Source organism: Rickettsia endosymbiont of Seladonia tumulorum (genome assembly GCF_964030815.1).
Classification (GTDB): domain Bacteria; phylum Pseudomonadota; class Alphaproteobacteria; order Rickettsiales; family Rickettsiaceae; genus Rickettsia.
Genome location: NZ_OZ034963.1, coordinates 1,259,542 through 1,274,124, shown reverse-complemented (window position 1 = coordinate 1,274,124; position 14,583 = coordinate 1,259,542). Strand labels below are relative to the sequence as shown.

Genomic DNA, 14,583 nt, shown 5'->3' with positions numbered 1-14,583 from the left:
AAATTGAAATCAGGAGCTTAATTCATTATTATATTATCATTTATCTTTAATTCTCATACAAAATGACCAAGAAAAATACTTTACTGCTTATAGACGGATACGGATTTGTTTTCAGAGCATATTATGCACAACAGCCTTTAACTTCCCCAAAAGGTGAGCCTGTAGGAGCTCTTTATGGCTTCACCTCAATGCTGCTAAAGCTACTTAACGACTTTAAGCCGAAACATGCAGCAGTAGTGTTTGACAGCGGCGGTAAAAATTTCCGTCATGAAATTTATCCTGAATATAAAGCTAATCGTCCACCACCGCCTGAGGATTTGATCGCACAATTGCCATTAGTGCGTGATGTTGCAAGAAATTTAAACTTCCCAATTTTAGAAAAAAATGGCTTTGAAGCTGATGATATTATAGCAACTTTTGCAGCTAAAACCGCTTCTATTGGAGAAGAAGTAGTGGTCATATCTTCCGATAAAGATCTATTGCAGTTAATGAATGACAATGTAAAAATATATGATCCGCTAAAAGCCAAATATATTACAGAAGATAATGTTGTTGAAAAATTCGGCGTTACTTCTGATAAGTTACGTGAGGTGATGGCTTTAATCGGTGATAAATCTGATAATATCCCTGGTGTGCCGTCAATAGGACCAAAAACCGCAAGCAGCCTTATTACCCAGTTTGGTACAGTTGAGAATATCTTTAATTCCCTAGAGCAAGTTTCAAGCATAAAACAACGTGAGACGCTACAAAACTCAAAGGAAGCTGCTCTAATTTCATGGCAGTTAATTGGGCTGGATTATAATGTTGACATGGATTTCAAGCTAGATGCTTTGGAATGGTCGCCACCTGATCATAATAAATTAACAGAGTTTCTACACGAATATGGCTTTAAATCTTTATATAAAAGAGCAGAGAATTTATTTGACATTAAAATTAGTGAACATAAAGAAGTAATAGAAGAAAAAGCCGTAGAGATAAAAGAAATCAGTAATAAAGCTGAGCTTGAAGCTTTCGCTGAAAAGGCTAAAAAAGCAGGGATATTTGGCATATATTTGTTGCAGAATAAAGGAGCTAATATTGCATTTATTTTATCCCTAAAAAATCAAGCTTATATTATTAAAATCTCAAATGGGACCAATGATCTTTTTTCTTACAATTCTAAGGCTGATAATGAATGGTTTACAGATATTATTTTTAATTTACTAACTGACCAGTCAATAAAGAAAATCACTTATTCACTAAAATCTCTGCTGAAATTTTATGCTAGTAGGGCAGAGCAAATTAAAGCAATTGAAGATTTAGAGCTAATGAATTATGCACTATCCGCAGGTCTGCCGCAAAAGAATTTATTTGAAGCGTTAGAAATAGAAGAGGCAGCAAAAATAGTAGCTAATTTTACCGATCTTTATCAGCAAACTATTTTAGAGCTTAAAAAAGATAACAAGGCTTTTAGAATTTATAAAGAAATCGATTTACCTGTTTGTTTTGTGATAGATAAAATGGAAAAAGCCGGCATAAAGGTGGATGCAAATTATTTGAATCAATTATCTAGTGAATTTGGAACAGAAATATTAAAGCTTGAGGAAGAAATTTTTGCTTTAAGTGGTACGAAGTTTAATATTGGTTCACCAAAACAATTAGGTGAAATTTTATTTGAAAAGATGCAATTACCATTCGGTAAAACTTCTGCTAAAGCAAATTCCTATTCAACAGGGGCTGATATACTCGAAAAGCTTAGCGAGCAAGGTTATCCTATCGCTGATTTATTGCTAAGATGGCGTCAGCTTACCAAGCTAAAAAATACTTATACTGATAGTCTGCCAAAGCAAATAGATAATATAACCCGCCGGATTCATACCACTTTTTTGCAAACTTCCACTACTACAGGACGGCTTAGCTCACAAGAGCCTAATTTGCAAAATGTACCTATTAGGTCGGGGGAGGGGAATAAAATCAGGCAAGCTTTTATTGCAGAGCAAGGCTATAAATTAATATCAGCGGATTACTCGCAAATAGAACTTAGAATATTAAGCCATATCGCAGATATAAAGGCTTTAAAACAAGCATTTATTAATAAAGATGATATACATACTCAAACTGCTTGTCAGATCTTCAATTTACAAAAAGAGGAGTTAACTAGCGAACATAGACGTAAAGCAAAAGCTATAAATTTTGGTATTATTTACGGGATAAGTGCGTTTGGGCTTGCAAAGCAGCTAAATGTTAGTAATAGTGAAGCTGCTGAATATATCAAAAAATATTTTGCTGAATATAAAGGCGTGCAGGAATATATGGAAGCGACTAAAAGCTTTGCTCAAGCAAATGGATATGTTACTGATTTCTTCGGACGTAAATGTTTTGTGCCGCTAATTAATGATAAAAGACTCAAGCAATTTGCCGAGCGTGCCGCTATTAATGCCCCAATTCAAGGGACTAATGCCGATATAATCAAAATAGCGATGACCCTACTTGATAGAGAAATAGAGAAGCGTAAACTTAAAACTAGATTAGTGTTGCAAATTCACGATGAGCTATTATTTGAAGCACCAATAGATGAAGTAGAAACGATAATGCCGATTATCAAACAAATTATGGAGAATTCTACCAATATGGATGTACCAATTATTACCGAAATTAGAGCTGGTAATAATTGGATGGAAATACATTAGATATAGTAATCCAGTTTTTCGTCATTGTGAGGAGAAACTGTAAGTTTTGTACGTGTGCAATCTCAGGATATTTGGTGAGATTGCCTCCGCCCTCTGCTTCGCATCTCCTCGCAATGACAAAAAGACTATCCATGTTTAATTTTAGCTTGTGCGGTGGCGATTCGTGCGATTGGAATACGATAAGGGGAGCAGGAAACATAATCTAAATTCATTCTGTGAAAAAATTCTATAGAAGCAGGGTGTCCAGCATGCTCGCCACAAGCACCCAGCTTTAAGCTAGGGTTGCTGCTTTTTCCTTGTTTTATAGCAATCTCAATTAATTCTCCTACTCCTTCTTCATCTAGCGTAGTAAATGGATCGGACTCGAAGATTCTTTCTTCTAAGTAATAAGGTAAGAAAGAGGCTATATCATCTCTGGAAATTCCATATGTAGTTTGGGTTAAATCATTAGTACCGAAGCTAAAATAATCAACTTCTTCAGCTATCTTTTTACTGTTAAGTGCTGCTCTTGGTAACTCAATCATAGTACCTAAACTAAAAGAAAATTTATGCTCATAACGCTCTTCTAGCTCATGAATCATTTCATAAATATCACCTTTAAGCTTCTTGATTTCATTAACATTACTAATTAAAGGAATCATTAATTCTAATTTACACTCAATATTTTCTTCTTTATGGAGCTCAAAAATAGCTGTAAAGATTGCTTCCACTTGCATCTGATAAATTTCTGGTGAGCAGATACCAAGTCTACAACCACGATGACCAAGCATAGGGTTTACCTCATGCATAGCGTGCAGACGTTGATTAATCATCGATAATGGCAAATTTAAACTACTTGCTAGATTTTTCTTATCTTCCTCAGTTGTAGGTAAAAACTCATGCAATGGTGGATCAAGTAATCTAATATTTACCGGTTTATCGCCCATCACTCTAAATAAAGCTTTAAAATCCTGTGTTTGAAGAGGTAGTAATTTCTGCACAGCAAGCTTTCTTCTATCTATATCAGGGGCAATAATCATTTCCCGTACTAGAGGAATTTTGTTTTTATCAAAGAACATATGTTCACTACGGCATAAACCAATGCCTTTAGCACCAAATTTTACTGATACTAAAGCATCACTTACTGTTTCGGCATTGGTGCGAATTTTTAGTTCACTTGTCTCATCTGCCCATTCTAAAATTAGTTTTGATTCTTCACTAAAAGTAGGTTGAATTAATGGCACTGCTCCTAAAAAAACTTTACCTGTACCGCCGTCAATTGTGATAATGTCGCCTTGTTTAAGTACCAGATCGCCAGCTGTTAATGTTTGTTTTTTCTCATCTATTACTAAATTATTAGTTCCACAAACGCATGGCTTGCCCATACCTCTTGCTACAACCGCAGCATGTGAAGTCATACCACCTCGTATTGTTAAAATACCTGAGGAAACATGCATGCCGTTAATGTCTTCAGGACTAGTATCGTGCCTTACTAAAATCACTTTATGGTGATGTGATAGTTTTTCAGCATCATAAGGTGAAAATACGATAATACCAGTTGCGGCACCTGGGGAGGCAGGTAATCCATCTGCAATAGATGTAAGACCTTTGCTATAATCTATACGAGTATGCAATAATTGGTTTAACGACTCAGGATCGATTCGCATTAAAGCTTGTTCTTTAGAGATCAGCTTTTCTTCCACCATTTGTACAGCAATTTTTATAGCAGCAATGGCAGTTCTTTTAGCTGTACGAGTTTGTAATATATAAAGCTTGCTGTTTTCTATAGTAAACTCTATATCTTGCATATCTAGATAATGCTTCTCTAAAGTTTCAGAAATTTTTGATAATTCATCAAAAACTTTCGGCATTGTTGCTTTCATGGAATTTGAGTCATCAGAAATAATAGGCAAAGGTGTTCTAGTGCCTGATACTATATCTTCCCCTTGAGCATTTATCAAAAATTCACCAAAAAGCTTTTTTTCACCTGTAGAGGGTGATCTAGTAAAAATAACTCCTGTTGCTGAAGTTTTGCTTAAATTACCAAAAACCATAGATTGTATATTGATAGCAGTGCCAAAGCTTTCGGAAATATTGTTGATTTTTCTATATATAACTGCTCTGTTACTCATCCAAGAATTAAGTACCGCTTTAATTGCCGATTCTAACTGTTCGTAAGGATCGATTATTAACTTTTCTGCATATTTTACATGTAATTTTTTAAAGTCTTCAATGATTTTTTCTAATAATTCTGGCGTAACATCGCTATCTCTATAAATATCGGCTTGAATCTTATGTCTTTCATAAATTTGTTCAAATAAATCACTTGGTATGGATAAAACAGTTGCTCCATACATTTCTAGAAATCTTTTATAGCTATCAAAGGCAAATCTTTTGTCCTTGCATACTTCTCCAAGAGCTGCACAAACTTCATCGTTCATTCCAAGGTTAAGTATGGTGTCCATCATACCAGGCATTGAAACAATAGAGCCTGATCTTACCGATAATAATAAAGGATTTTTGGTGCTTCCAAAAACTTTGCCGGTGGTGGCTTCAAGTTTTTCTACAGCTGTTCTTAGTTCATTTCTAAAATTTTTAGGAAAGCTATTATCATGAGTATAAAAATAGTTACAAAGTTCAGTAGTGATAGTAAAGCCGTCAGGTATAGGTAATTTTAAGTTAGACATTTCAGCAAGCCCAGCTCCTTTATTACCAAGTATATCTTTCATACTAGCGTTTCCATCGCTACCGTTACTACCAAAATAGTAAATTAATTTTTTCATATATATATAAAATTTGCTAATAATTATTGATGGTATTTGGAACTTAAACCCTATTTATACATTATGCTAATAATAGTGGCAACGTTAAATTATTGTTAATAGTAAATATTGACTAATTTGTGAAAATTTAGCATAATCTAAATAGGTCGTGTAGTTGCGTGATTTTTAAAAAATTACGAGGAAAGTCCGGACTCTATAGAGGTATGGTGCCGGGTAACGCCCGGCGGAGTAATATTACTTTAGGGAAAGTGCCGCAGAAAATAAACCGCCGTAATATATTCTATATTACGGTAAGGGTGAAAAGGTGTGGTAAGAGCACACCGGTAAGTTGGTAACAAGTTACGCATGGTAAACCCCACCAAGAGCAAAATCAAATAGGCGTTACAGAGCTTTTATAAGCTCCCGGGTATCTCTAACCGGTTTGTAATGCGGGTAGATTGCTTGAGGTAAACGATAACGTTTATCCTAGATAAATAACTACAACGAGCTATTTATAGTTCGTACAGAATCCGGCTTATAGACCTTATTCTGTCATCCTGTGGCTTGTCCACGGGATCCAGTTAAAAATTATGAAATAATTTTTTCGCTATATTAAAAGCTCAATTTATCTCGCTTTATGCTGGATCCCGTGGTCAAGCCACGGGATGACACTAAGAACATAAATATATATGTTAAACCCCTAATGAAAAAATTATATCATTATCCTATTTGTCCCATCTCAAGACAAGCTCGTGTCTTTTTAAAAGAATTAGATATACAATTTACTACAATTAAAGAAGATTATTGGCAGTTTAATAAAGAATTTCTGAAAATAAACCCTGCCGGAACATTGCCTGTTTTAGAGGAACAATATGGCTTATCTGTAGTTGGTATTTATCCTTTGGTAGAATATCTTCATAGCAAATATCCAAATTTTAATTTTTTAGATGAGGATGTAGATGTTTGTTGTGAAATCAGGCGATTATTCTTTTGGTTTAATGATAAATTTTATCGTGAAGTTACAAAAGTTATTATCGATGAAAAAGTTATAAGATCAATCGCTAAAATGAGTAGCCCGAGAACTGAATTTTTACGTGCTGCAAAAAATAACCTAAATTATCACCTAGAATATATGACTAGCTTACTTGAGAAAAGAAGTTATATAGTTTCAGACTCCCTAACTATTGCCGATATTGCAGCAGCTTGTCATTTATCCGTACTTGATTATTTTAGTGAAATTTATTGGGATAAATGGATTGTTATTAAACATTGGTATTCGCTAATTAAATCAAGACCCGCTTTTAGATTATTATTGCAAGATAGAATCCCAGGCTTTACTCCACCAAGCTATTATACAGATTTAGATTTCTAAAAGCTCATACCAGCTATAAATATACAGTATTATGGATAATAAGAAAAAACAAGAAAAGGAACTGAATGCAGAATCCATCAAAATATTAGAAGAATCAGTTAATGGCTTAAACATAAATGAATATTCTTCTTATCAAGAAATGTATAAAAAGCTTGATTTAGATTCTGTGGAAGAAAACTAAAATAATTATTTTCATTTGTTGACAACGAGCCTATATCATTATATTTAGTTACTTACTTAAAAATAAAATATGAGATAGCTTATGCAACTTAGTTCGATCTCTTTTCCATTATTAAAAAGGCAAACAATAGAAATAGCGTTAGGGATAGCATTGCTTGCGATTTGTTCGCAAATAATAATACCTATGAAGCCGATATTTATTTCATTGCAAACCGTTGCAGTTATGTTTATCGGGCTTACATATAATAAGACCACTGCCCCTTTAACGATATTATCTTATATAACTCTTGGAGTAGTAGGAATGCCTATATTTGGAGAATTTTCCAGTGGCTTACGAATATTATTCGGTCCTACCGCTGGATATCTAGCAGGCTTTATAATTGCTGTATACGTTATGGCAAGCTTAAAAGATAAAATTTTTATTAATAATAAGCTATTAAATCAAATTACCTTATGTTTGATCGGTAATATTATCATTATGAGTTTAGGCTGGATGTGGCTTGCTAAAATGATAGGAGCAAGCGGTGCATTTTACGGCGGTGTATTACCCTTTATAATACCTGGTATAATTAAATCAGCTTTATTAATTGGGCTTATTAACGTGGTAAAACCAAAAGTCAAATATACTAGTTGAACTTGAAAAATTAGCTATTATATGTCATTCCCGCTTAAGGCTTGCTTGCGTGGATCATTCTCTCCCTGTCATCCCGTGGCTTGTCTGGCGTTGCTGCATGGATACCAAATCGTCATTGCGAGGAGCGTAGCGACATGGCAATCCAGAAAAAATAACAAAAAATGCTAATTTATAGCATTTTTTAACTAGATTGCGTACGTACAATTACTTGGTAATTTCCTCGCAATGACGGAAAAACCAATCCATGCAATAATAAGATTTTTTAAATCTTTTTCTATCTTGAGCTTTTAAAGTCTTATATAACTCTATTATTCATAAAAAAATCAAAAAAATGTTCATGCCGCATTTTCCAGTACCAAAACCAAACTGGAAAAACCAAATTAAATATGACCTTGAAAATATAAATAGCCTTTTAAAAGCTTTAGGTAATCCTCATTTAAAGCTCCCTCCTGTAATACATATAGCAGGTACGAATGGTAAAGGCTCAAGCAGTGCTATGCTAAAAAGCATTTTTGCGACCGCCGGCTATAAAGTACATTGCTATACTTCCCCGCATTTATTAGAGTTTAACGAGCGAATTGTAGTAGCAGGTGAGAAAATCTCAGATAATGAATTATGGCAAGTTTGTGAACATGTAAGGGTAGTAAGTGAGAAATTTAATATTGAACCTAGTTTTTTTGAAGGAACGACAGCTGCCGCTTTTCTAGCATTTGCGAATAATAAAGCTGATATATTAATTTTAGAAACAGGACTCGGCGGTAGATTTGATGCAACAAATGTAATAGATCAGCCGTTAATTACGTTAATTACCCCCATTTCATATGATCATATGCATGTGCTAGGGTCAACCTTGCAGCTAATAGCTTTTGAAAAAGCTGGCATTATGAAGCAGGGCACGCCTTGTGTTATAAGCGTACAAGTTCCCGAAGTTCATGAAATATTATTTGCAAAAGCAGAAAATTTAGCAGCCCCCACCTTTTGTTATGAATATGATTTCGGTATACAAAAAACGGATAACGGATTTATTTACTCATCACGAAATTTTACACATGAATTTCCTACTCCCTCTTTAGTTGGTGATCATCAGTTGATCAATGCAGCCAGTGTTATTGCACTAATAAGTCTTATTAATAAACAATTTAATATTAATAATGAGGCTATTGCTAAGGGTCTACAAAATACTATTTGGTCTGCTAGAATCGAGAAAATTGATCCGCAAAAATATTCCAGATTAATAGGTGATAACGTACAAATTTGGGTGGATGGAGCTCATAATAATAGTGGAGCCCAAGCCTTAACAGCGTGGATTCGTGATAATTTAAAATCACCGATATATTTAATACTCGGTATGACTAAAAACCGCAATATAGAAGAGTTTTGTGCTTACTTCAAAGGTTTGATAACTAAAGGTTATGGTATTAAAGTTTTATCTGAAACATTAAGCTATAATGCTGAGATAATAGCCTTAGAGGCAAGCAAAACCGGTATTGATTTTGCTGCTAGTGAAAGTCTTGAAGAAGCAATTATGGACATAAAAAAAATAAATGGCGATAATAAAGCAAATATCATAATAACCGGATCGCTTTTCTTAGCGGCTGATTTTTATAAACTGCTATCTACTCATTGATCTATTATTTATACATAGCTGTACTTATCATTTTGGTATTTCTCTACACCAATCCATTAAATAAGACTTACAAAATCAGATTGACTTATTTGAAGTTTTGTTGATAAACAATTACCAAAATCCTATTTGGGTTTATTTCGCTCTATTATTTTTGGTACTTTATCCTACCTCAAATTAATTAAAATTTTCATCTATGATGAGAATGATTTTGCTCTAGATATAAAAGCCTTAAAAAGTAATGAAAATTATTTCTGGTCTTATAAAATCAATTATTTAAAAAAGCTGATCAATGTAGGAAAATAAAATGATTATTGCACATAGCATTAATTTATGTTACTATTAGCTCAAGGTCGTTAACTGCGTAGCGGGTAACGACCGCTATCAACGCTGGTTATTTAGGTAAAACTACTAATCCATACCCATCATAAATTCCCTTATCATTTTTTCTGAATTTTTGTTTAATAATTTGAAAATCTTCCTGAACCTTTTTACCGATTATATAACGCCCTATAGGCGATACTACTAAATCTGCCAATTGTAATCCTGCAATATTATTTTTTTTATTCTCTAACTTGAAGTCACAAATACGTTTTTTTAAATATTTTGCTTTAAAATGTCTTGTACCCTGTATTTTTAAATTTTCCCAAGCTATTTTTAATTGATTATCTAAAACAATATTACGACTTTCAGCAACTACTACGCCTTGATTCCCTTTTGATAATTCATAACCAAAACGTTCTAATAATATATTCAAGCTCAAAATATATGGATCAAGTGCAGCAAAGCCATAACTATCTAAATGCTTATTTTTATGAATTACACAAGCAACTACTTTATATTGCAGCCTATTCATTAAGTTATTCAATTCTTGATAAAAAAACTCTCTAAAATCTTTATCTTTGAGACATAAAAATTTGTTTTTATTACGGCATATTTCTGCAGTATGCAATATAATATCTGTAGTACCAAAAACTTTTTGCTTAAATTTATTCATTTCATATATTAATTCATTATCAGCATAATTTTTTTCTATAATTACACCTCCAAGTACAAAAATAGGATACGAAGGGTCAATCTTTGTAAGATTGTGATCACCTGACTCGTCAATAAATAATATATGCATTAATTACTACCTTATAAACCAAAAAAGTTATTACATGTTATTCGCCTATTAGCTATAAATTCTACTTTATTTTCATCCTTAAGTTTATATAAATTGTCTATATTTACAACTTGGCAGTAGTTTTGTAAAGCTAATTTTCATCTATGATTAGAATGATTTTGCTCTAGATATAAAAGTCTTAAAAAGTAATGAAAATTATTTCTGGTCTTATAAAATCAATTACTTTAAAAAGCTAATTAATGGGGAGTGATTAAGAAGTGGTGGCCATGGTCGGAATCGAACCAACGACACAAGGATTTTCAGTCCTTTGCTCTACCAACTGAGCTACATGGCCAAATATACTCGTTTTATTTGAAAAATTGGCTCTGCAAAGCTCTAGGAACTCACATGCTCACCTATTAAGTATAGGCTCCGCGTGTTCGCCCCTTGTTTTACATTCCAATTCTCCAAATCATTTGAGTATGTACTCGTTTTATCTAGAAAAGTAATCTAATCCTTATAATAGATTAATTGGCTTTTGTCTATTCTTAATTTACTAGTATTAGACAAAAATAAGAAATTATAGTATAATGCGTAATTATTTATATAGCATTTTCTATGATAAAAATTGGTAATATTGAACTTTCTTCAAACGTAATCCTTGCTCCGATGTCTGGTGTAACGGATTTAGAATTTAGAAGATTAGTGAAAAGATTCGGAGCAGGGCTTGTGGTGTCGGAAATGATTGCAAGCAGAGCAATGATTGTAGAATCTAGGCAATCACTGCAAAAATGTTCTATTATGCAAGACGATGCAACAAGTGCCTGCGTGCAGCTTGCCGGTTGTGAGCCGAACGTTATAGCTGAAGCTGCTAAGATGAACGAGGATATGGGAGCAAAGATTATTGATCTGAATTTTGGCTGTCCGGCGAAAAAAGTTGTAAACGGCTATTCAGGTTCGGCTTTGATGAGGGATGAGGGGCTTGCAGCTAAAATTTTTGAAGCAGCGGTTAAAGCAGTAAAAATTCCTGTAACTGTCAAAATGCGTATGGGCTGGGACGATCAGACAAAAAACGCTCCAACTCTAGCTAAAATTGCAGAAAGATCAGGAATTCAAATGGTGACAGTTCACGGTAGAACCAGATGCCAATTTTATTCAGGTAAAGCCGATTGGGAGTTTATCAAAAACGTTAAAGAGGCAGTAAAAATTCCGGTTATAGCTAACGGCGATATCACTAATTTTGCCAAAGCTAAAGAAGCATTAGAGAAATCCGGTGCGGACGGGGTTATGGTCGGTAGAGGGGCATATGGCAAACCTTGGCTTATTTCACAAATTGACCACTACCTTAAAACAGGCGAGGAAAAACCGGCACCATCTATAGAGAGTCAGCTAGATATAGTGCTTGAGCATTATCAGACTATCGTTGATTATTATGGCGAATCTGCAGGTGTACCTATCGCTCGTAAACATATGGGTTGGTATAGTAGCGGGCTGCCTAACTCGGCAGAATTTAGGGGAGCTGTTAATTTAATGAATGATCCAATAGCAGTAAAAGATAAGATTGTGGAGTTTTATACAAGCGTTATAAATAGAGAGTAATGAGAAAAGTTTTAAGTTTTATTTTTATAATATTGTTTTTTAATTCGAGCTATGCAAATGAAAGGATAGTTGACTATAAATCGGTCTTTTTGCCTGTAATCACTAGCGATAAAGAAACAAAAATTGCTATACGTTCGTACTTAACTAATTCTAAAAAATATTTTGTTTTAGTCGATCCAAATTCCTTTAAAACTGCTCTAATTCCGCAAGACCAAGTGGAGTTACCTAGAAATGAAGCAGAAAAACAAAATCTGCTAAAAAAATTAGGTAATACTCCTTATATCAAAGCTTTAAATAAATATACAAAGCCACCTTATGTGCAGCAAAATTATGGTGCTACTCATTCAATGTATGAGGTGAAAGGACAATTTCTTACAATTGATATGTGTCCTTCTTCTAAAAGCTTTGAGGAAGAATTTTTTAACAAACTTGTTGAGCTATCTGTTAAGTTAAATAAACCTATTCCAATTGCTATATGCGTTTCAGGTTTATGGATTAACAAACATGAGAAAGAATTTTTATGGTTAGTGCAGCAGCAAGAAAAAGGTCATTTACAAATTACTTGGGTTAATCATTCATTTAGCCACCCGTATTTCAAGGATAAACCTCTTGAGAATAATTTTCTTCTCTCTAATAAAGAAAATTTTGAAATAGAGGTTCTTGAAGCAGGGAAAGTATTAGTTGGCCATAATATTGCTCCGTCACCTTTCTTTCGTTTTCCCGGTTTAGTTTCAGATCAAACATTAATAGAAAAGCTAAAAGATTTTGGATTTATTCCGCTCGGAAGCGATGCTTGGCTTGCAAAAGGTGAAAAAGTTCAAGATGGTTCTTTTATCTTAGTGCATGGTAACAGCAACGAAAAAGCCGGAATAAAATTAATTATGCCAATGTTACCAGGTCTCAAATTATTACCTCTTGAAAAGGCATTTCTCTTGGCGAACTAAAAAGATTAGCGTTGTCCACATGGGTCAGAAAGCATGTTCGGTGTCATGCCGTGGCGGTATTGCCCGCGTGGATCGAAAAACGCCCACGGTGTCATCTAGTTGCTTGGGAACTAGATCCAGTTAAAAATATCAATAAATATTGATATTTTTAGTTGTTTTTTTGGATTTAATTCCCAAGCTACGGCAGGACTACCTTAGGGTATTTTTCATTCCACAAATAGCTATTAGTGGCTGTCTGCTACGTTTCCTAATGATACCATTTCATCTGAAGTATGAGTATCATGACCGGAGTTAGAAAAATTATTTAATCCATGATCTCCTGATGTATGCATAGGGGAATCAGAAGAAGTAATAATTGGAGACTTTGAATCATGTTGTAATGTATCTTGTAACGTATGTAAAATTTGTTGACTAATATTTGAACTTAATTCGTGTTGTTGATTTATAATTCCCTTTAATTCGTTTAATATTTGCAATATGTCTGGAGTATTTTTTAAAGTATTATTAAATTTCTCTAATAACTTAACAAGTAGATCGTAGTTTAATTCTGAATTCGTATTGTCTTCTATTTCTTCATATCTCTCTTCACTTTTTGATAATTCCTTAAGGCTTTGTATCAGTGTTGGTATGAATTTTTTTATTTGGTAAGTATTATTGCTTGTTTCTAATAATAGATTTTCTTCATCATGATTTATCTTATTTTTCCCTTTATACCAATCTATTCCACGCTTAATCCCATATCCTAGTAATCCCCCTAATACTATTCCTCCTGCTAAGGTAGTAATAATATAAGCAGCTGTATAGCCACCATCATTTGTATCATCGTTAGGAGTTCCTGCAGTTGTAGGAGGAGTTGTAGTGTCTGGAACGGAAACACCTAACATATGTAGAAACTTTTTTCCCGCTTCATATGCATCATTTGAAGTAATATTAAGATGATTTTTAATATCCCAACCCTTATCAATAGGTGACTCTGTAGTCGTTGTTGTTGTAGTTGTGGTGGTGGTAGGTATCAAGCTTATTAAATAATCTTTAAATTGTTGAAGTGCATTATTAGCTGTTTCAGGGCTACAATCTTCTAAACCTAAATAAGAAATAGTACCATTTGAAGATAATCTAGTATCCATTACCTCATAAAGTTCGTCTAAAACAGTAGCTGTATCATTTTGAGAAACAGTTGCAGCTTGATTTAAAATAACATGATTTTGACCATCTTCATTAATAAGACCCGCTATTTCATGTATTGCATTTCTATTACCACAATTCTTAAATACTGTTGTTAAACTTGCTCCTTCTTGCTTACTATCCTTATAAATCTGCGGTAAATCACATGATAAAATATTAGCGGAATAACCTTCTCTGAATTCTCCATCATCATTTGTTGTATAAACAGACAGAAATGTTTTGCTGGCTATTTGAGAAATTGCATATTTCATATTATTACCTAAATTACTGGTAATTTCGGTTAAACCTACAGGCATAACACATTTAAAAACTTTAGGTATATACATAATTTATTCTCCAATTTAAGTTAAAAACCATAAAATACGGTCCTTTACTAAAGGATATTAATATGTAAGTCAAGAAAAAGTTAAAATAATTTAATGCTAAAAACACTTGAAAGTAATTTTATTAGTTTTAATATTCTGCCAAATACAGTATGCTTATATATGATATAAGTTTTTTTGGTTGTTCGTACAAAAAGCTATTCTCTA

General features: G+C 33.5%; 11 protein-coding genes, 1 tRNA gene and 1 other RNA gene. 9 read left to right on the top strand and 4 right to left on the bottom strand.

Going from position 1 to position 14,583, the window contains the following annotated elements; translation table 11 throughout:
• Nucleotides 1–62: 62 nt before the first annotated feature.
• Entirely contained in the window at nt 63–2,669 is a 2,607-nt protein-coding gene (gene polA / locus AAHF54_RS06385; RefSeq protein ID WP_342169954.1) for a DNA polymerase I, read from the top strand.
• Between the two features lie 125 nt (nt 2,670–2,794).
• On the opposite strand, the gene ppdK is transcribed toward polA, so the two are convergent.
• Entirely contained in the window at nt 2,795–5,431 is a 2,637-nt protein-coding gene (gene ppdK / locus AAHF54_RS06380) for a pyruvate, phosphate dikinase (protein ID WP_342169953.1), read from the bottom strand.
• A 138-nt stretch (nt 5,432–5,569) separates the two neighbouring features.
• Here ppdK and rnpB point away from each other — a divergent pair.
• The 6 genes from rnpB to AAHF54_RS06350 all read left to right on the top strand — a co-directional run bounded on the left by rnpB (nt 5,570) and on the right by AAHF54_RS06350 (nt 9,526).
• An RNA gene (gene rnpB / locus AAHF54_RS06375) (RNase P RNA component class A) lies at nt 5,570–5,964 on the top strand.
• 149 nt (nt 5,965–6,113) lie between these two features.
• Nucleotides 6,114–6,782 carry a glutathione S-transferase family protein gene (locus tag AAHF54_RS06370; RefSeq protein WP_342169952.1) on the top strand — a complete coding sequence of 223 codons (669 nt, stop codon included), beginning with the start codon at nt 6,114–6,116 and terminating at the stop codon, nt 6,780–6,782.
• Between the two features lie 31 nt (nt 6,783–6,813).
• A complete protein-coding gene (locus tag AAHF54_RS06365; RefSeq protein ID WP_341788422.1) occupies nt 6,814–6,963 on the top strand; it encodes a hypothetical protein in 150 nt (49 codons plus the stop codon).
• 81 nt (nt 6,964–7,044) lie between these two features.
• The gene (locus tag AAHF54_RS06360; protein ID WP_341788421.1) at nt 7,045–7,596 is read left to right on the top strand and encodes a biotin transporter BioY; all 552 of its coding nucleotides are present in this window, start codon (nt 7,045–7,047) and stop codon (nt 7,594–7,596) included.
• Nucleotides 7,597–7,927: 331 nt separating this feature from the next.
• Nucleotides 7,928–9,223, top strand: coding sequence for a folylpolyglutamate synthase/dihydrofolate synthase family protein (locus tag AAHF54_RS06355; protein WP_341788420.1), 1,296 nt, complete (start codon nt 7,928–7,930; stop codon nt 9,221–9,223).
• A 126-nt stretch (nt 9,224–9,349) separates the two neighbouring features.
• The gene (locus tag AAHF54_RS06350; RefSeq protein ID WP_342169951.1) at nt 9,350–9,526 is read left to right on the top strand and encodes a hypothetical protein; all 177 of its coding nucleotides are present in this window, start codon (nt 9,350–9,352) and stop codon (nt 9,524–9,526) included.
• An 88-nt stretch (nt 9,527–9,614) separates the two neighbouring features.
• Here AAHF54_RS06350 and AAHF54_RS06345 read toward each other — a convergent pair whose 3' ends face one another.
• Both AAHF54_RS06345 and AAHF54_RS06340 read right to left on the bottom strand, forming a co-directional pair.
• Nucleotides 9,615–10,346, bottom strand: a complete 732-nt coding sequence (locus tag AAHF54_RS06345) for a DUF3800 domain-containing protein (RefSeq protein ID WP_341788419.1) — start codon at nt 10,344–10,346, stop codon at nt 9,615–9,617.
• Nucleotides 10,347–10,604: 258 nt separating this feature from the next.
• Nucleotides 10,605–10,680: transfer RNA gene (locus tag AAHF54_RS06340), tRNA-Phe, on the bottom strand.
• 263 nt (nt 10,681–10,943) lie between these two features.
• Between AAHF54_RS06340 and dusB the strand changes: the two genes are divergently transcribed.
• On the top strand, nt 10,944–11,924 hold the full coding sequence (dusB, locus tag AAHF54_RS06335; RefSeq protein ID WP_341788418.1) for a tRNA dihydrouridine synthase DusB: 981 nt from the start codon (nt 10,944–10,946) through the stop codon (nt 11,922–11,924).
• Nucleotides 11,924–12,868, top strand: a complete 945-nt coding sequence (locus AAHF54_RS06330; protein WP_341788417.1) for a hypothetical protein — start codon at nt 11,924–11,926, stop codon at nt 12,866–12,868. Before dusB ends, AAHF54_RS06330 begins: the two co-directional genes overlap by 1 nt.
• Nucleotides 12,869–13,092: 224 nt before the next feature.
• Here the strand turns inward: AAHF54_RS06330 and AAHF54_RS06325 are convergent, their stop codons facing one another.
• Nucleotides 13,093–14,379: a DUF5460 family protein gene (locus AAHF54_RS06325; RefSeq protein ID WP_341794495.1), complete on the bottom strand. Its 1,287-nt coding sequence runs from the start codon at nt 14,377–14,379 to the stop codon at nt 13,093–13,095.
• Between the last annotated feature and the right edge of the window lie 204 nt (nt 14,380–14,583).